This is a genomic window from Sivoneniella epilithica UHCC 1019 (genome assembly GCF_040830845.1).
Taxonomy (GTDB): domain Bacteria; phylum Cyanobacteriota; class Cyanobacteriia; order Leptolyngbyales; family Leptolyngbyaceae; genus ULC077BIN1.
In genome coordinates this window covers 52,023-70,815 of record NZ_JBFPDP010000008.1, presented here as the reverse complement: position 1 = coordinate 70,815, position 18,793 = coordinate 52,023, and the positions used below count along the sequence as shown (strand labels likewise).

Annotated in this window: 14 protein-coding genes; 11 read left to right on the top strand and 3 right to left on the bottom strand. The window is 47.9% G+C overall.

Annotation, left to right across the window (positions count from 1 at the left end):
- Window positions 1-21 precede the first annotated feature (21 nt).
- From AB3R30_RS07380 to AB3R30_RS07335, 10 genes are all read left to right on the top strand, one after another.
- Window positions 22-1,224, top strand: coding sequence for a virulence factor (locus AB3R30_RS07380; protein ID WP_458648517.1), 1,203 nt, complete (start codon window positions 22-24; stop codon window positions 1,222-1,224).
- 81 nt (window positions 1,225-1,305) lie between these two features.
- On the top strand, window positions 1,306-2,202 hold the full coding sequence (locus AB3R30_RS07375; protein ID WP_458648516.1) for a flagellar assembly protein H: 897 nt from the start codon (window positions 1,306-1,308) through the stop codon (window positions 2,200-2,202).
- A gap of 467 nt (window positions 2,203-2,669) precedes the next feature.
- Complete coding sequence (locus AB3R30_RS07370) at window positions 2,670-5,093, top strand: DDE-type integrase/transposase/recombinase (protein ID WP_458648515.1); 2,424 nt, start codon at window positions 2,670-2,672, stop codon at window positions 5,091-5,093.
- A gap of 16 nt (window positions 5,094-5,109) precedes the next feature.
- On the top strand, window positions 5,110-5,406 hold the full coding sequence (locus tag AB3R30_RS07365; protein WP_458648514.1) for a hypothetical protein: 297 nt from the start codon (window positions 5,110-5,112) through the stop codon (window positions 5,404-5,406).
- A 2-nt stretch (window positions 5,407-5,408) separates the two neighbouring features.
- Window positions 5,409-6,515, top strand: coding sequence for an ATP-binding protein (locus AB3R30_RS07360; protein ID WP_458648513.1), 1,107 nt, complete (start codon window positions 5,409-5,411; stop codon window positions 6,513-6,515).
- 4 nt (window positions 6,516-6,519) lie between these two features.
- A complete protein-coding gene (locus AB3R30_RS07355; RefSeq protein WP_458648512.1) occupies window positions 6,520-7,458 on the top strand; it encodes a TniQ family protein in 939 nt (312 codons plus the stop codon).
- Window positions 7,459-7,791: 333 nt separating this feature from the next.
- Window positions 7,792-8,592 (top strand): DUF4058 family protein, encoded by an 801-nt coding sequence (locus AB3R30_RS07350; RefSeq protein ID WP_458648511.1) that lies wholly within the window; start codon window positions 7,792-7,794, stop codon window positions 8,590-8,592.
- 41 nt (window positions 8,593-8,633) lie between these two features.
- Window positions 8,634-9,086, top strand: a complete 453-nt coding sequence (locus tag AB3R30_RS07345; RefSeq protein WP_458648510.1) for a hypothetical protein — start codon at window positions 8,634-8,636, stop codon at window positions 9,084-9,086.
- Between the two features lie 10 nt (window positions 9,087-9,096).
- A complete protein-coding gene (locus AB3R30_RS07340; RefSeq protein WP_458648509.1) occupies window positions 9,097-9,789 on the top strand; it encodes a hypothetical protein in 693 nt (230 codons plus the stop codon).
- Window positions 9,790-9,846: 57 nt separating this feature from the next.
- The gene (locus tag AB3R30_RS07335) at window positions 9,847-10,005 is read left to right on the top strand and encodes a hypothetical protein (protein WP_458648508.1); all 159 of its coding nucleotides are present in this window, start codon (window positions 9,847-9,849) and stop codon (window positions 10,003-10,005) included.
- Here AB3R30_RS07335 and AB3R30_RS07330 read toward each other — a convergent pair.
- The 3 genes from AB3R30_RS07330 to AB3R30_RS07320 form a co-directional block, all read right to left on the bottom strand.
- On the bottom strand, window positions 10,000-12,600 hold the full coding sequence (locus tag AB3R30_RS07330; RefSeq protein ID WP_458648507.1) for a GUN4 domain-containing protein: 2,601 nt from the start codon (window positions 12,598-12,600) through the stop codon (window positions 10,000-10,002). The two genes, AB3R30_RS07335 and AB3R30_RS07330, sit on opposite strands and share 6 nt — an antisense overlap.
- Window positions 12,601-13,002: 402 nt before the next feature.
- Entirely contained in the window at window positions 13,003-15,876 is a 2,874-nt protein-coding gene (locus tag AB3R30_RS07325; protein ID WP_458648506.1) for a leucine-rich repeat domain-containing protein, read from the bottom strand.
- Window positions 15,877-16,708: 832 nt separating this feature from the next.
- On the bottom strand, window positions 16,709-17,383 hold the full coding sequence (locus AB3R30_RS07320; protein WP_458648505.1) for a hypothetical protein: 675 nt from the start codon (window positions 17,381-17,383) through the stop codon (window positions 16,709-16,711).
- Between the two features lie 518 nt (window positions 17,384-17,901).
- On the opposite strand from AB3R30_RS07320, the gene AB3R30_RS07315 reads away from it, so the two are divergent.
- Window positions 17,902-18,729: a helix-turn-helix transcriptional regulator gene (locus AB3R30_RS07315; protein ID WP_458648504.1), complete on the top strand. Its 828-nt coding sequence runs from the start codon at window positions 17,902-17,904 to the stop codon at window positions 18,727-18,729.
- Window positions 18,730-18,793 lie beyond the last annotated feature (64 nt).

Sequence of the window (18,793 nt, the reverse complement as noted above, 5' to 3'; positions counted from 1 at the left end):
GAACGAGTTAAGGATAAGGCTATGCAACTGCGCTCGATTGAAACTACCCCCAGTCCGAATTGCATCAAACTCAATCTGAACGAGGTAATTAGCGCCAAAGCCTTGACGCTGCAGAAAGGCGGAGACCAGACCAATGCCCCCGCGTTTGTCCAACGGTTGCTGGCGATCGAGTTCGTTCAATCAGTCTTTCTCGTCCATGATTTCATCACACTGACCCGTAAAGGGAATGCGGACTGGCAGCCAATCCTGACGGAAGCTGCTGGCATTATTGGGGTGGCTCAAGATGCTGGCTCAACGCTGCCAGATCAGGTTTCACAGTCCCAGGAGCCAATGCCAACTGCTAGTCCAACTAGCCAGCCGCACCGCTCAAACTTAGGTTCCGTTGAGGTCGCTGTTCAGGTGTTTCGTGGGATTCCAGTGCAAGTGAGAGCGATCTCTGCCGATGGTCAACAAGCGCGGGTAGCTTTGCCAGAGCGATTCAATCAGGCACTTCAGCGAGCGATTCGTGCCACGGGCGCAAATTACGTGGCAGAGCGACAGTGGGAACCCTATCAAGCTCCGGCTGGCTCCCCTGAAGCTATAGCGCAACTGGTCGCAGGCGAGATTGTTAGCCTAATGGACGATGACGAACTGGCTCGGATTGAAGCCGCTGTCATGTCCAACGACACCAAAAAGCAAGTCCATAACGCCGACCGACAGCAATCTCTGTTAGCGGATCTACATCACCTGAACTGGAAATATCGACTCAAAGCGCTACACCAGATTGAAGTCACCCCCGGAACGTTGCCGCAGATCGTCATGGTTCTCAATGACGAACAGAGCACGATTCGTCGCTGGGCTGCTGCTCTCCTCGGTGCTAGCGGTATAGATGCTGCCGTTCAACCACTGGCTCGGATTGTCCTTGCAGATCCATCCGCGATCGTCCGGCGGACAGCAGGAGATGCCTTAAGCGATTTGGGAAACCCCAGTGCCATGCTAACGATGACGCAGGCATTAGCAGACTCCTCGAAGCTCGTGCGCTGGAGAGCGGCTCGATTCTTGAATGAATTGGGCGATTTCACTGCTGTAGATGCCCTACGTAATGCAGTGGAACGCGAAGTGGAATTTGATGTGAAAATCGAGATGATAGCAGCGCTAGAGCGGATTGAGGGCGGCGGTGAAACTCAATTACCCATGTGGCAGCGCCTTACCCAGGGTGGCAGCGGCATCAATGCAAAGAAGTGAGAACAATTCAAATGGAGGATCGAACTTTAACGGCACTGACTACAAGCATGGTAAATGTAAATAGTACAAAGCAACTGTGCCATGACTCAAATTCCCTTCGATCAGTTAGCAAAAGAATTTCTCAAAGAATTTCTGACTCCGTTGGGTCGAGCCGAACGCAGTTTGGAAGTCCCCGGAGAATCCAAGTTTGTCGATGTTTGGTTTGAACCCTCTCCCCAACCTACGATTGATTCCAGTACTTTGGGCTTACTGGGTAAAATTGCCACAACTCCCTGTCTGATTGAACCCTTTCACAATCCGCCGACCCGCACTGAAGTGCGCACCTGCTTGCTCAAGCTCTTTTGGGTGCATGAAGACCAACGTCGGCAGGCGAATCGTCAAGAGAGCCGGATTTTGGAAGAGGAACTGCCTAAACTCTGGATTCTCGCCGGTGATGCTTCAAAGCCAGTTCTGAATGATTTTAGTGCAGTTCAAAATGAGCAATGGCTACCAGGCATCTATTTTCTAGCAAATGCGCTTAAGACAGCCATTGTTGCCATCAACCAGTTGCCAAAGACTGAAGACACTATTTGGCTCAGAATTCTGGGACGGGATGAAACACAACGGCAAGCGATCTCTGAAGTTTTGGCGCTACCAGCAACAGATTTTCGGCGTTCTAAAACATTACAAATGCTGACGGCATGGAAAGTTACAATTGAACTGACTGGTACCCAAACATCTGAGGATGAGCAGTTGCTTATGACCTTATCGCAAGCGTATTTAGAATGGGAACAGGAAACCGAGCGTCGAGGTGAACGCCGAGGTGAGAAGCAGGGCGAACGGAAGGTTATAGAAAATCTGCTCAAAGTTCGCTTTGGGGAACTCGACGAATCCCTGACTGCCCTGATTTCTCAAATCTTAGTCTTACCTCCTGAAGAGTACACCCCGCTGCTCCTACAACTCTCACAAGAAGAGCTATTAATCAGGTTTACTTCTTAGCCAACCCCCGGATGGGAGTTTATAGTCTGTGTGCGACTGAACCGAGTGCTCTAGGTTTACTGGTTCTCTCTCAAGTTTTGAGTCTTTTAGGGTCTCAATTGGCAAGATCGGGCTCAACTTGATTGGCTGAAGGATGGCTATTAAGCTTCCGGTTCTGTTGAGCGATCGCCGAGTCAACAGATGTTCATGTGACTTTACTCATAAGTTGACCAAAGCTGAACGCATAAGTTGTCCACGCTAACGGCTAGATCGCCTATTTTACCGTTGCAAGAACAGACGGGAACTAACCAGATTTAATCCATAACTTGTCCAAACGTTCGCAGTTGACTCATAAGCTGTCCAAACGTTCACTAGTCTGACGCTCCGGTTAAGAATTGTAAGCTGATTGAGAAAACAGACCCATTGACCCTGAGGTTGAAGACAACAACGGCAAAGTTTAAGATAATCCCTTTGCCTCACCGTGAGTCATGCTAAACGAGAAAGCCTTTAACGAGTGGTGCCTCAATCTGAACCTAAGCGCTCCCGCGTGTCATGCGATTGAACAAGTTCGTTCATCTGCCCCCTCCCGTCGAGTGCAGAGTAACCGACAAAATGTAGCTGGGAGTTACCCCAGTCGCAAAATGGGGATGACCATTCAGTTTGAGTCTCACCGCACCGAATTGGCACGTATCTACGAACTAGAGCGCGATGGCGCCGTATTAGAATACTACGACCAGCCCCCCGCAATTGAGTTGGTATACCCCAGCAAAACTGGACGAACGAATCGGCATTCTTACACGCCTGACTTTTTCATCCTGAGAACTGATAGTGCCGGATGGGAAGAATGCAAAACTGAAGAAGACCTGTTCAAGCTGAATGAGCGCAGTCCTAATCGGTACACCAAAACTGGTGAAGGGGAGTGGTGCTGCCCGCCCGGTCGAATTTATGCAGCTCGATTTGGCTTGACGTTTCAGGTCTGGTCGAATGCTCAAACCAGTTGGGTGTTTCAGCAAAACATGATCTGGTTGGAAGATTACTTCCACGCCACGATGAATGCTGTTGATAGCGAACGGATATCCACAATTAGTGCGATGGTTCAAACCCAACCTGGAATCACCTTAGCAGCATTATTCCAAGGCATTGAACATGCCACTGATGACGACTTCTACCGGCTGATTGCCACAGAACAACTCTACGTTAATTTGCATACAGATCCATTAACCGACCCTCAACAAGTTCGCGTATTTGCCAATTCATCCATCGCCCTAGCGTATGAACGGGTGATTCAAATGCCACCGCCTGCGGTCAGTTGCCCAATACAACGGCTCCCCATCCCCGTTGGCAGTACCTTGTTGTGGGACGGAGAACCCTGGACGATTGTCAACACAGGGATGACCGCAACAGGACTCCTACAGACAGACGGCAAATTCGTGGAGTTGCCCAATACAACACTTGCGGATCTGATTGGAATGGGCACGATTCAACAAGATCAAGTGACCATTCAGTCAGAGGCACAGGCGAAAGTCACCGACCTGCTACGCCATGCTCGCCCCCAAGATATCATCGTTGCCAACCACCGCTATGAACAGCTTCAACCCTATCTGGATAGCAATAGCCCTGCACCGCCCTCTCGGTCGATTCGGCGCTGGTGCAAGCAGTACCACACTGCTGCCGAAATCTACGGCAGTGGGTATGTTGGACTTCTGCCTCAGCACCAGGCGAAAGGCAATCGTGCCGCTCGGCTAGAGCTAAGTGTAATGGACTTCATGGGAAAGTTCATAGCAGATCACTATGAGACCCCCAAGAATCGACGTGCAGCACGAGTTTATCAGGCGTTCATCCATGCCTGTGAAACCCACAATCCACTCTTGACTCCACCCAGCTACCGTCGCTTTCTGTTAGAAATTAAGCGCCGCTCCGGGTATAACCAAACCCAAAAACGAGAAGGACATCGGGCTGCTGTTGCCAAAGAACCGTTTTACTGGCAACTGGAATTGACCACTCCCCAGCACGGCAGTCGTCCCTTTGAGATTACTCATATTGACCACACCCAGTTAGATGTTGAACTGGTCAGTTCCCTCGTAACACTAACTAATTGTGTACTCAACACCGACTCAGCAATTGGGCGACAGAATCTCGGTCGCCCTTGGGCAACCTTTATGGTAGATGCCTACAGCCGCCGACTCCTTGCTGTTTATCTGAGCTATGAAGAACCCAGCTACCGCTCCTGCATGATGGTGCTGCGGATTTGTGTACAACGCTTTCAGCGATTTCCGCAAACCATCGTAGTAGACAACGGCTCCGAATTCCACAGCCACTATTTTGAGCAACTGCTCGCCCACTTTCACTGCACTAAAAAGTATCGTCCTCCAGCCGCCGCCCGATTTGGCGGCGTGATTGAACGGCTGTTTGGCACCGCCAATACCCAATTTATTCATGAAGTGCAAGGCAATACCCAGATTAATCGTAAGCAGCGCCAGGTGACAAAAGCCGTTCGCCCAGAGAGGCACGCGATTTGGACTCTGGGTGAACTATATGAGTGTCTGCGTGAGTGGGCATACACGGTTTATGACCAGTGCCCCCACCCCAGCTTGGGGAACAGTCCGCAGCAAACGTTTGCAAGTGGCTTAATTTTGGGTGGTAATCGCCTCCATTTGAGAATTGAGTACGATGAAGCTTTTCGGATACTGACCCTACCCTCACCCGAACGAGGGCAACGTACCGTGCAGCCTGGGCGGGGTGTGAAGATTCATACCATCTACTACTGGTGTCATGAGTTTCGGCATCCTGATATTGAGCGGTCAGTGGTTGAAGTGAAATATGACCCCTTTGACGCGGGCATTGCCTATGCTTTGGTGCGCGGTCAATGGATGCAGTGCATTTTATTACCAATATCTCCAAGGACGATCTGAAAAGGAGATCGCACTGGTGAGTGCAGAACTCAACAAACGTAAGCGCGACCAGGGACGTAATGCATCGCGCTCCGATAGAGAGTTGGTGCAATTTTTGAACTCAGTTGCCGCCAAAGAAGAGCAATTTCTAACGCAACGCTTACGAGCAACCGAGAACAAAGCCGTTGTAAAAGCAGCAGAGAGCCGACCATTAAGCCCTACAACAGAAGTAGCTGTAGAGCCTATTCTGGCAACCCCAGTGCCAATAACAACGGAGATTTTAGACCCAACGACAACTGGCTTTAACTCGCTTGAATACTATGGAGAGTTCTAATCATGCCTCCAGATCGATTCCCTCTAGCACTATTGGAGCAACCCGTATCGCAACGTCTGGCTTATTTCCAGGGCTACACAATGGCACACCCGCGCCTGGTAGATACGGCTCATCAACTCATGCACGCCATCTACCAGCCATCTGGAGCCTCGTTGATTTTTATCTTTGGTCCAACGGGAGTCGGAAAATCTACACTCTTGCGGCGCATTTGCCAGAAAATTATTACAGATGCTCTGCCTGATCTCGAAAATAACCCCAACCGTATTCCCATTGCCGGGATAGAAGTGATTGCGCCAGAGTTCAGTGACTTTAGTTGGAAAGAGTTCTACTTGCGGGCACTGAAAGCGTTACAAGAACCGATGCTGGAGTACAAAGTCAGCCCGACTGACACTAAACTCAAACTGCGGATGGCATTGGAACACGCACTCCACTATCGCCAACTGAACGCTTTCTACATCGACGAAGCCCAAAACCTGGCAAAGGTTGCCAGTGGGCGCAGGCTACGTGACCAGACGGATTGTATCAAGTCCCTGGCTAGCCTTTCTGGCGTGCCGTTTCTGCTATGTGGCACCTACGAACTCCTGATGCTCCGCAATCTCAGTGCTCAGTTGTGTCGTCGGAGTATTGATATCCACCTCTGCCGGTATCGAGCCGAGTCGGAAGCGGATCTCAAAGTATTCCAAAGCGTGGTTCAAACCTTCCAACAGCACTTGCCCTTGGCTGAGATTCCAGCCTTGCTGCCTGCTTGGGAGTTTTTCTATGAGCGCAGTATTGGCTGCGTTGGGATCTTAAAGGACTGGTTAGTCCGCACCTTGTGTGCCGTTCTAGATAGCAATCCCAACGCCAAAACCTGCACGATGCGTCAACTGGAGTCCCAGGCTTGGTCCGCAGAACAATGCTTGCTGATGCTAGCAGAAGCCAGGGAGCATGAACGCCTCCTGTTGGAACGAGACACTGCGGGTGCTGATTTGCGTTTGGCACTGGGATTGCAGCCAACAGCGCATCAGCAGTGCCCCTCTTCCGCTCAAGAGTCTGAGGCACCGCAACCCAATCGGGTGGGACAACCCTTTCCTAAACGGCGTACTGTGGGTGCTCCACAGGATAATTGACGCGATGAAGACATACAGATCCTGGCAGTTTGATTTATCCACAATTCCAGAGCGCAGTCGCCTTTATGGGCTGCAACCCATTGGAATTGGTACAGTAAAGGTTGAAAGCCTGACCAGTTATCTAGCGCGCTTAGCAAGCGCGCACTGTGTGCATCCGTCAACCTTGATTCACCAAGAGATAGAACCGCTGCTGGAACAACGATTAGACTTTGCGATTCGGTTTAAAAATCCCTCTGTTTCAGGTCCAGATTCGCCGAATGGGAAGGGTCAGAAAGCACGCAAATATGTCCTTGCTTTGGAAGCGCTCACAGGGCAGAGTAACCTGTATTGCTTAACACTACTGCTTCTGAACGGCTTACATGCAAACCGTGGACTGCTCAATCCGGTTCGGGCTTGGTGCCCACTGTGTTACCAGCAGTGGCAGGCATCAGGACAACCCTTCTATGACCCCTTACTTTGGATGTTTCGGGATGTGACTGTTTGTCAGCACCACCACAGCTTGTTGCACACCCACTGTCCGCAGTGTCAGTACTCTCAGCGCCACTTGACTCGTATTTATCGCCCAGGTTATTGCTCCAAGTGTCATCAGTGGTTGGGGACATCTATCGCACCTTGCGACAACGGGGGCATCGTGATGGAACCAGATGTAGACTGGCGAGTTTGGGTTTCTACATCCCTTGCAGCCGTGCTAGCAGTAGCTTCCCAGATGCCTCAGCAATTTGGTGACCCACATGTCTTGGGGCAAACCATTGCAGCTAACATGTTCTGTTATTTGAGTGAATTAACACCGGAGCAGCAAGCTCAGTTTATTGCTCGAACTCGCGCTCATCAGAAGCTACTGACAGGTCAGTGTCATCCTCAAAAGGTGCCAGAGCTAACGTCACTCCTAACGTTTAGTTATTTTGCAGGAATGAGTCTGTTGGATCTTATGACCAACCACTAGCAATGGCGAACAAGACAAGGGTTTTGATCAAAAATGCCAGACAGGATCGATCTGTAGCAGCAAACTGCGTCAATTATCTCGATTCAATACTGATTCTTTGGGCGATCTCGACGGGATGCATAAGTTATCCAGGCGTTCTTGTAGGCAATACCTGTCCAATTGGTCAACTCATGAGTCAACAGATGTTCAGGGCAAGGGATTCAAAATCCTATCTTAATTATATTCCGGATAATAACCATTATCTGGAATATGATGAGGCTTAGACAAACTTGAGATTTGCTTCTGGAGTTAAAGACTATAATGCTCTCATACTGCCTGTTTGGGAGTCTTGCCATGCCTTCCCCCTTTCCTGGAATGGACCCCTATTTAGAAGGATATTTATGGGTTGATGTCCATAATGCGTTAGCCAGTAAGATTCGGCAGCAGCTTGCTCCTAAGCTCCAACCGGGCTATACGGTACGGCTAGAAGTCTACTTGGTGCAAGACACGGCTCCCGAAAGTGAAATTGGGATTCTTTACCCCGATGTGGAAGTGCTGCGTCAGAAATCGGCTCTTCCAGCGTCAATCCGTTCAACTCTACCCATAGAAAGGGGTAATCTCCTGGTCACTCCGGCTCCCCTCACCCTACCCCTGATGCCGCCCGTTGAAGTGCGGATCACCAATGTTGAGATTCGTGATACCGCCAGTAATACCCTAGTGACGAGTATTGAAATCCTGTCACCAGTGAACAAGCGAGAGCCGGGAATTACACCCTACCGCCAAAAGCGGCAGCGGCTCTACAACGCAAATGTGCATCTGATTGAGATTGACTTGCTGCGGCGTGGGACTCGTCCGTTTGCTCATCCGCGCCTGCCTGCCGTCCCTTACTTGGTAACACTGACCCGTGCTGGGGCGCAGGAGGTTGAGGTGTGGCCGATCGCCCTGCCAGATCCCTTACCGATTATTCCCGTACCGCTGCGCCCCCCGGATGCTGATGCACCGCTGGATTTAGCGGCCGCCCTACACGACATCTATAATGAGGCATTTTATAACTTGTCGATTGATTATCGTGAACTTCCTCCTAAACCCGTGCTAGCAGCAGACGATTTAGCGTGGGTAGATGCCTTACTCGCACCGTTGAGAACCGAGGCGTAATGTCTAAAAGAGCCTTACCGGAAAAATGCCGTAAGTGTGCCATGTTGTCTGCACAGCAAGCACAGACGTTGCATGGAGCAGAGGAGGATAACTGCTGGAATCCGGCGGTTTGTTACAGCCGTCGCTCGTATGCCAGAAACCGCGATCGCATTAACCAGACTCGCAGCCGCAAACGCAAGGAAGGCGAGTTAGAGCAGATTTCAGTGGAGTTTGAGCCGCTGAGTCAATTGGTGTTTGCGGTGCTGGTGGTGTATCGCAAAGCGGGAGTGGATACGCCTGTTCATGCGATCGCCGCTGAAATTTGGCAGGGACAAGAGAAGGTGGCAATTATTCCTTCCGTACATTGCGCTGGTATGGTGCCGAGTCAGGTTCACCAGTATGTCGGCAAAATGTTGAGTGTGTTGGAAGAATGCTATGGCGTTAAGAAGTTCGCGAGTCAAACGCGATTTGACCCGGAGTTGTGTGCATCTCGTCCGTGTCCGCTGCATAGGTGAGGTGAAGAAAATGAGGCAGATTGAGCAACTGGAGTTGAGGTTGTGGGAGGTGCTGAAGGAAGCGACGCTCTTGCCCGACGAGGCAAACTTAGGACAACTGCTGGATGGGCTGGATGCGGCGTTATTGGGGTTGGATACGGTGGGTCAGTTGCAGGTAGCGGCAGAGGCGATCCAGCAAATTGCTCAAGTCTTTTGCGCTCGCTCGACTCTAACGTTTGAGGAACTGGAAGCAACGAACAGCGATGAGGGTCCGGTAATGCCAGAGGATGCTTTCGATCGCTACGTTCGCCAAACAATGGAGATAGATTTTGACCAATTCATTGAACCTTTGGCGAGTCTACCTAGAAAAAGCCCAGAGCGAAACGTTCTAGAGGGCGGCTCGGTCGTTGGGGAGTTAGATCGAGCAGCAGTGCTGCAAGTCCTGGATGAGCAGATGAGCCAGGAACCAAAGTTAACGGAAGCAGAAATCTTCAATCAGGCGTTGGCGTTGGCGCATGATGAGGATGTGTCGGCTTGGTCAGAGGCGATCTCTCAGTGGATGATAGAGCAACGGGTTTCCACGACTCCACTCGTTAAGCTTCAGCAATCGATGGGTATGCCGCTGATTCAACTGTGGCTGGCGTTGCTGCTGGGAGGATTTTCGATCGAGCAACGGGGGGAATTTTATGAAACTGGACAAGTTTGGGTTTTGGGACGGTGCTAATACTGATTTGAGAGGTGTAGTTAGAAGCTAAGGAATTGGCGGAGCAGGAATGGCCGGATGGCAGAGTCTTCTACTAACCAGATCCTTCCTTTGCTTGCCTATGCCTCCTATCAATTGAGAAACGCTGTAATCGTCCTTGACGCAATGCTACGGGACATTATCGCCATCGCTTTGTTTGCCGTGCTATCTGGAGCATCCTCGCGAGAGTCACTATGAAGTTTTGCAATCTTCAAGGCGCGGAAAAATATGATAGTACAAATAAGAGCCGATAACTCCAATGGTGCTATTACGATAGGTTTGCCAGCCCGGCGTTGGCAAATGACCGACAGGAGCTTCAATCCTAAACGTCACGACATCCTTATAGAGGATTCCACGTTTTTCTCCCCAGCCGACCCGTCTATTGAATTCTCGCCCAACCTCAGTAGAGGGACACTGACCGTCAAGCGATCCACCACTTTGCAGATAAATATCTTTCTGAATACTGAAGCCAAACTGCCCTTGGCTAGCATCAACCCAAAGTTGGTCAATTATTTGAAGTTCAATGCAGGGAAAACACCGCAATTCCTCATCAGGAATTTTCTCTCCCGGTTCTCTACCCAACACTTGCGGCATGAGCAAGTAGGTTTCGTAATCTGCTTCTTTCCATTGCCCTGCTGCCAGGAGATTGCGTAACTTAGTGTAATTGATTTCAGGCTTTCGCTCAGAGAAGATGTATTCATACCGACAATTCCCAAACTCTCCTATGTTCGCCCAAAGCGGTAAATGTCCTGCCGGAGAACTGAGATGAAATTTAATGTCCTTATACTCGCCTAAAAAACCAGCCACGATCCAGCCAACGCGCTGACAAAACGCCTGCCAAACGCGATCGCCTGGATATTTGCCATCTATCGTCCCGCCGCACTGAAGATAAATTTCTCGTTGCACGTTGAAACCAAAGTGTCCCCGGCTGGTGCTTGTCCACAGTTGATAGATCGTTTGCAGGACTTCAGAGGAAAGTGTTAATACCTCTTCCAAGCGGATTACACTACCTGCTTTTCGTCCCAACTTTCTCAGAATCAAATCGTAGGTTTCGCTGTCAGCTTGTCTCCATCGTTGAGCCTTCAGCAACTCACATAACTCTGTATAGTCGCTGTCGCAGTCAGTGGGAATTTCTGGAATCTCGATTGAAATATCTGGTAAGGTTTCTGATTCATCAGGGCGATCGCTCTTTGTTTGCTCAGCGTGTTTGGCAACTCCACGGAAGGCAGTCAATCGTATAGGCTTATCGGGTTCATCGGTAGCAAGATTGTTCAACAACTCGATAGCTTCAGCGTGGCTCAAAAAATGTTCGCTAAGCACCTTCACGGATGCATGACGTAATGCATTGGGGATGTGAGCATTATCAATGAGATCCTTCAGCCAAGAGAAGAGTTGCGAATCCCCCGCATAGCATTCACCAATCGTACTCATGACCCAGTAATAGTCAAAATCTTGCTGATTTTGACTATGTTGATCGATACATTGGCGTAGCAATGGCAGAGTTTCAGGATTGTCTGTGAAATGAGCTATCCACTGTAGGGCGCGTGTTTGATTAATGCCATCATCATTCTGAGCAATTTCGAGTAGAAATGGCAGAGTTTGTGGTTCGTTCCGATAATGTTTAACCAGGAGTGCGATAAATTTGTCTTTGAAAACCACTCGTTCTTGTTTAATAAGATGATGTAAAACAGCCAAGGTTTGCGGATCGTCGTGGTAGTTCTGAACAAGCAACTCCACAGCTTTTTCCAGTTCATGACTACTATTATCAGCATCCTGATACGTTTGGATGATCTCCAGCCACAAGGGTAAAACTTGCGGATCGTCCCGATAATATTCAATTGCTGCTTCCATTGCCTTTACCGCCTGCTTTTTCAGACGCTCGTCATCACTTTGAATCAGAGATTGGATAAAATCCCGTAACAAAGGGAGGGTTTGAGAATTGCCTCGGTAGTATTGGGCAAGGAGTCGTACTGCTTCGATTGCTAGATGGGGTTGAAGCTGTATTGTTTGCATTGCTAAACGGGAGCTTGGATCTTGGAGCTGATGGAGTAGCAATGGCAGAGTTTGCGGATCGTCTGTGTAGTGTTCGGCAAGTGCGTACATAGCGATCTTTATCAAACGCTTTTGATCGCTTTGCACGTAGCTCTGTAGCAACGGTAAGGTTTGCGGATCGTCTTGATAGTGTTCGATAATCTGGCTCAGTGCTTCTTGTTGAATCTGATGATTTTCATCATTCTCAAGACGATCGCGTAACAAGGCTAGCGTTTGCGGCTCATTCTGGTAGTAAGCGCCTAACGCAACAACTGCGGGGTATCGAACAAATTCATCTTCAAAGTTTTGAACGCGATCGCACAGCCAGGAATAAGTTTTTGGGTCGTCGTGATAATACGTGCCAATTGCCTCAACTGTGTCTTGCCGAACATGAGCATCTTCAGAATTTTGAGCGCGATCGCATAGCCAGGAATAAATCTGAGGAGCGTCGTGATAATACTTACCAATTGCTTCAACTGCTGCCTGTTTGATCCCGCCATAGACATCATTTTCAGCCCGATCTTTTAATAGAGCAAGAGGAAGAGGACGAGGACGATCTCGATAGTAATCAGCAAGTTTCATGATTTGCCGAAAAATCGCCTCTTGTTCATGGCAATCAAGGGCATTGTTATAGTGATTGAATAGCATAGCCGAAGCTTGAGGATGATCTGGATAGAGTTCCAGAATTTCCTCCACTGTTGCTCGTTGAATCGGTTCAAGGGCTTTAGGTGGGTTTCTGTCTTTTGCAGTATTACTGTCCATTGTTCAACAACTCCTTAGAACTACAAGTTTAGTTTTGTATTAACACACTAATTTCTTACTTCATAACTATTTGCGAAATATATCTAGCAGATGCTCCGTCAATGCCTAGCGTTCTTTTTAGGTAATTGAAGCAATTTTCTGCACTCACTATCTTCTAGATATCTACATCATTATCTTGCCGAGTCACGAAACGCGATCGCATATCGAATGGCAAAGTAATTGATATCAACAAAGTAGCGATACATTCTACGAGCAGAATACTGTGACAGATATGCAGCCTCCCATGAACTCTAGGATAATCAAACTCATCTTCAATCTGAGCATCAATAGGTAAAATGTTAGATTGAAGATGCTTCACGAATTGCGACCATTGTTGAGTTTCATTAGTCATGCTTAAGCACCTCAAATTTGAGATTTTTGCCCGTCGAGGAACTGAATCTGGTCGCGGATTGGGTCAAAATCTTCATCGTTAATTGCTGACTCGGCTAACTCTGGGTGGAGTTCTAGCGCGTGATGGAGATCGGCGATCGCCTGCTCGAATTGTCCTTGCATAACACATAAACAAGCGCGGTTATACCAAGCCAGCGAGTCATTCTGATTCAATTGAATGGCTCGATCGAATGTCTCCATTGCTGACTCCAGCGATCCCAATTGCATCAGCGCCACACCCCGAATTGTTAAAAAGCTAGCAGATTGCTTGGGATAGTCTGCAATACTGTCGTCACAATAGGTTAAAACTGCGTTGTAGTCGTTTTGTTCGAGTAAATGCCATCCTCTTACAATAGCAGCCACGTCAGGCAGTAACAGTTGTCCCTGCTGGTAGTAGCCACTGTGCCAGCCATCGACAAACTCGATCGCAGGTTCGCTCGTGGCATGGAGTTGATTCTCATCATTTAAGCGAACCTGGCGAGGGCGATCGCAAACGATGCAGACGTTTTCGTAGGGAACAATCCAGCCGCAGGTTGCTAACAGTTGCCGCATCGCTGCTTGAGCCGCATAGTGAGATGCTTGCATCGGCGAAGCCTCTTGCTGTGCATACATCTGGCTGACCCCGATCACCTCAACAAGATCCTCTGGAGTCAGGTATGCTCGTGGTTTGATCGCATCAAAATCTGACCCACAAGCCACCATCTGCTCAGAGTTCAGAAACCATAGATAGGATTCAGCCGACTCTTGCCAAATTTGAGTCCCTAAGCTGGCGCGAATCGCTTCACCGGGCTGGAACTGCATCATCTCCCACATGGCTTTCCAGGCTGCTGACCCCGCAGGCATAGCTGACTGCACTAACTGTGCCACGATCGGCTGACCTAGAGTTTCACTGGGAACTTGGGTTTTCTGCTCCAGCCCACACCGTTCTACGCCTGCTAGGGGGCTGTCAAAGAAGTAGATTTCAGGGGTGGCTTGTCCGATTGCCGCATACATTGCTGTAACGGCAGCCGTCGCTTCAACGCGATCGATTGGGTGGGTCAACACCGCTTGATACTGCTGTTGTAGTTCTGGGGGTGGTGTGAGCGGGGTAGCGGGGTCATGATCTGCAGCAAAAACAGTGAGGCGCTGAATTCTCACCGAACTGTACTCCAGTTTGGGCAAGTTGAGCAAAGGACTGGTGTCTGCGATCGGATTACCGCTGATGTACAACTCGCGCAGGTTTATCAGCGATCGCAAGGGGCTGATATCGCTAATCTGATTGTTGACCAAATTCAACCATGTCAGCTTGGTGAGAGTTGCGAGGGGACTAATATCGGTAATTTTTGCACTCCGACAATCTATATAAGTCAGTTCAGTTAGCCCTTGCAACGGACTCAGATCTGAAACTAATTCACTTGAAAGATCCAGTTTAGTGAGCTTAGTTAAGAAAGCAAGCGGACTTAAATCTGTAATCGAGGTCTTCCAGCTACTGATTCGTAATTCAGTCAATTTGGTGAGAAACTTCAGCGGACTCAAATCTGCAAGACATTTGCTTCTAATCTCAAGATAGGTCAGCTTAGTTAGCGTTTGCAGCGGAGTTAAGTTCTCCAGTTCATAACCTTCTAGTTCCAGATGGGTTAACTGAGTTAGCGTTTGCAGTGGAGTCAAATCCTCAATTCTACGGACATTCAGCCTGGTCAACCGAGTTAGCCGACTCAGAGGTGTTAGATCGAGCCAAGATTCAGCCTTGATTTCGGAGTCAACCACCAATTCTAGATAGGTCAAATTTGTTAAGGTGGCTAACCGATCTAGATCCGCAGGCTGTCGGATCGTGAGTCGAGGCTCCCTTGGTAAATCCTGACAGCGACTTAATGGGCTAAAATCCGTGATGTCGTTGTCGTCAATTTTCAAATTCGTCAAATTTGGCAAGCTGACTAGAGGGCTAATGTCAGTAATTTGGTTGTCGTCAATGTACAGACGCTCTAGGGAAGTAAGCTGGGCGATCGTTTCTAAGGCGCGATCGGTTAGTTTGTTACTCGATAGATCGAGGCTCTTCAATTGCGTTAAGGCAAGCAAGGGACTGAGATCGATCACCTCCGTCAGTTGATGATCTCGATCGCCAGAAAGCTCAAGCTGGGTCGAATTCTTCAAAGCTTTGAGAGAGGACAAATCTGTGACAAAGCTTCGTGAGAGGTTTAACTCCCTCAACTCAGTCAAAGCAGCAAGAGGACTCAGGTCGATAATGCTGTTACCACCAATATTGGGGATACCACCTATATAAGTGCTACCACTTAGGTCGAGTTTAGTTAACTGAGTTAAGGCAGCAAGAGGACTCAGGTCGATAATGCTGTTACCACTCAAATCGAGTTCAGTTAAATTGGTCAAGGTCGAAAGAACGCTAATGTCAGATAGTTTGCTGCGATCTGCCCAATCCTTTGCATTACCCTTAATATCTAGGCTGGTGAGATGTGTAAAACATACCAACGGACGCAGATCCGTAATCTGGTAGGAATACCCACCACAGTCGCGGAGGCTTAGTTTTGTACTTGCTAAAATGATGCGTTCTGTAATCTCAGCTTCTAGATCTGTCCTAACTTCATCAGGTAGCAAATCCCATACATCGCTCAAAGTGAAGGATTTGTAGTAGTCGCTAAGATCTAATTTTGTGCAAGCTGAAGAAACGCATTCTATAACCACTGCATTATATGACTCTACTGGTTCGCCCTGCTCCCAGTTCAACAAGTACCCTAATTCGATCGTGTCTTTCAACGCTTCGACGGTACGTTTTGCTTCTGCTGGTAGGCGATCGATGGCGCGGCACCAATCAGCAAAAGTCTTCAACTTGCTCAGGTCATTTTGGTTCGTCATACAATCGACGCTCAGTTTTCGGATGGCTCGGATCGAAATAACTTCACAACTTCTCTATCCGCAAGTTCGTTTCCTTCCAAAACCTACACACCTCTTGCCCTACTCAAAGCAGCTAGGTTGCAAAAGGTTTGTTTCTGAGTAGGACTCAAATCTGCATAATATCAGCCTACTTTGCTGCCTAAATAGACTGCTTGGATAACAAAGTACTGTAGCTATTATTGAACTAGAAGTTTGTGCGTAACATACCCAAACGAGTGATTAAACTGAAAAAATTATCTACAGTGCCAAATTAAGATGACATTAGACGCATTTGTGTCGCTGTGCAAAACCCCTGCTGTTGCATAGTTGCAGAGAGAACTTGGTCAGTGACCGCATCAGTTATCAGAATTACCAAGCTTACTTTTCCACTTAAAGCTACCTAGCTTTAGCTATGCTTCTTTAACGACATTATGTGTCTCCACGAAAAAAGTCACTGTACACAACTTGTCAGGGTAGAAAATCAGAGAGATTTGCGTTTGCCAATGAAAAGCAAACGGTGGGACAACGAATCTACAGCTTGACTCGTGAGGCATACCATCAACTGCTGGATATGGTACACAGCTTATTGCTCAAAGTCGCACTTGAGGGTAAGTGTTGGAGATGCTAATGCCTGGTTAAAAAGCATTCACTCTTTTTATTCTTTCATTGGAACTTACCAAGTGCTGAGAACATCAAACTGGACATAGCCTTTGAATTTCGGCGCAACGAGAGCGACAGAAGAGGAGCAAGTTCTCCGCTGCTGGTGCAAGGTTGATTGACAGCTTGGATTGAAGTAACAAATGCGTTTCCACCTTTACCACTCCACTGATAGCGATTCTCTATATGGCGCAGGTTCTTCACCAGCTTTGAGATGATTATTGCTATTGAACAGAACTTTGGTCGGGCGGTCGTAAACAATGCAAACATCCTCAAACGCAAAATGCCAGGGACAATTTTCTATTAATGCTAGTAGTGTGTGCCACTGCTCTGCAAAATTATGATTACAACCTAATGTCTCAGTGAAGAAATCTAACATTGCAATATCACCAGCGGCTCCAGCGATCGCTCTAATTTGTTTGTGTGTTTCCACGACGAGTGGACATTTTAACTGAGCTTCGAGTGCAGCAATAGAGGGATGAAGTAAATAGGACAGTTTAGCACCGAGTGCATAACTTTGCCGTCGCCATAGCTGAGTCCATAGAAGAGGAGTAACTTGCTTCCTTAATTGCTCGTGCATACCACTGGCAACTGCAAACAGGTTACACGGAGGCGTACTTGAAGGAGGATCACCAAACTGTTGCAACACTTGGAGAGGACTGTTACAGAAAAGGATGTTGGGTTCCTCAAACCCCATAAGCTGATATGCAGATTTGATAGTATTTGCTGCATGCTCATGCTTCAGCTTATCCGTTGATAAGGCTATCGATTTCCATTTCTTCCAACAATTTAGGACTAAAAACCGCTGCTCTGGCGTTAATTCAGTAATCATTGAAATGCTTTCACTATGAACAATAAAAGTGACCTATTAAACTGGCACTGAACTGTAAAAAAAGACCGCCTCATAGCTAAAACTTTCACAATCTCCATGCCTTTAATTATGCTTCAACACTCCAATAGCAGTTTTGCCAGAGCAACAGTGGAAATTTTCCGTATACTAAGTTGTTAGCCTACTTCGTTTCTAGGCTGAGGTGCAGTTTAAAGGCTATCTGTTATTGCTGTATCAAATCAGGGTGAGCCTGTGTGAAGGGTCGTAATCGTTGAGCAACGAGCGGCTAAATTTTGATTTGTCAATATTTTATTACAACAAAAATAATCCATGAGGGTATTGTCAGGGTGCAATCGCCTTGCTTACGTTTGAACACAAACTCCAAAACGGGTAGCTGTGGAAGAAGTAAGCAGATAGAGATTTTGCAGATTGTAAATGCCAATTCACTCACCTGTGAAACCATGAGAGAACAAAAGCCTACGCTTGTCGATTTTCGTCAGGCAAATGCCTAGGATGCCTTGTTGCCAAATTCGGCTGTTTTTGCAAATGCAGCTTGGAACAATCTCTACCTTGAAGTTCATGAACAACCAAAGTTTGCACTAGATGAGCATCGGCAAACCATGTATGTGCTTGCTCATATGCTGTCGCGCTCATCAGGAGAGCGTTGGTTCGACGGCAAGCGCAACTATGAGCAGCGAAACATTGGAGATGTTGCCATTTGCCCTGAAGGAGTGACGCATCGCTGCAATTGGGAAACTGCGTCGCGATTCATGATTTTAGCAATAGAGCCTGAACTACTTAAACAAATGGGTCAGGATTGGATAAATCCTGACCAGATCGAACTCATTCCTCAGTTTTCAACTGGAGAAGATGTTTTGATGCATGGCATATTAACGAGATTCAGAGAAGAATTGGAAGCACAAGAAATCAGCAATTACTTACTCATTGATAGTCTCAAAATAGCAATGACTATTCACTTGTTGCAAAGGTATAGCACTACGAAACCGAAGCCTGCTGAGGCAAATAACGGATTGTCTAAAGCGAAGCTTCAGCAGGTGACAGAATACATCAACGAGCATCTTGTTCAGGACTTGAAACTCAGTGAAATCGCCGCGCTCGTCCAACTCAGTCCTTATCATTTTTCTCGCCTATTTAAGGAAAGCATGGGCGTAACATTGCACCAATATATTTTGCAGCGTCGAATTGAAAAGGCAAAATATTTGTTGAAGTACAACCACTTCAGCATTTCAGAAGTTGCTACCAAGGTGGGCTTTTTTGATCAAAGCCACTTGACGCGCTATTTCAGACAGATTGTTGGTGTCACGCCAAAACAATTCCTGAAAGGCTGATTGCTTGCGATCTCAGATTGAATATCAGGCAAGTTTCATTAGGGAGAGCGATCGCAAGATTTTC

Coding starts and splice junctions, on each gene's coding strand:
- AB3R30_RS07370 (WP_458648515.1), top strand. CDS start 2,670: ATGCTAAACGAGAAAGCCTTTAACGAGTGGTGCCTCAATCTGAACCTA.
- AB3R30_RS07335 (WP_458648508.1), top strand. CDS start 9,847: ATGGCAGAGTCTTCTACTAACCAGATCCTTCCTTTGCTTGCCTATGCC.
- AB3R30_RS07380 (WP_458648517.1), top strand. CDS start 22: ATGCAACTGCGCTCGATTGAAACTACCCCCAGTCCGAATTGCATCAAA.
- AB3R30_RS07355 (WP_458648512.1), top strand. CDS start 6,520: ATGAAGACATACAGATCCTGGCAGTTTGATTTATCCACAATTCCAGAG.
- AB3R30_RS07360 (WP_458648513.1), top strand. CDS start 5,409: ATGCCTCCAGATCGATTCCCTCTAGCACTATTGGAGCAACCCGTATCG.
- AB3R30_RS07350 (WP_458648511.1), top strand. CDS start 7,792: ATGCCTTCCCCCTTTCCTGGAATGGACCCCTATTTAGAAGGATATTTA.
- AB3R30_RS07325 (WP_458648506.1), bottom strand. CDS start 15,876: ATGACGAACCAAAATGACCTGAGCAAGTTGAAGACTTTTGCTGATTGG.
- AB3R30_RS07375 (WP_458648516.1), top strand. CDS start 1,306: ATGACTCAAATTCCCTTCGATCAGTTAGCAAAAGAATTTCTCAAAGAA.
- AB3R30_RS07340 (WP_458648509.1), top strand. CDS start 9,097: ATGAGGCAGATTGAGCAACTGGAGTTGAGGTTGTGGGAGGTGCTGAAG.
- AB3R30_RS07330 (WP_458648507.1), bottom strand. CDS start 12,600: ATGGACAGTAATACTGCAAAAGACAGAAACCCACCTAAAGCCCTTGAA.
- AB3R30_RS07345 (WP_458648510.1), top strand. CDS start 8,634: ATGTTGTCTGCACAGCAAGCACAGACGTTGCATGGAGCAGAGGAGGAT.
- AB3R30_RS07320 (WP_458648505.1), bottom strand. CDS start 17,383: ATGATTACTGAATTAACGCCAGAGCAGCGGTTTTTAGTCCTAAATTGT.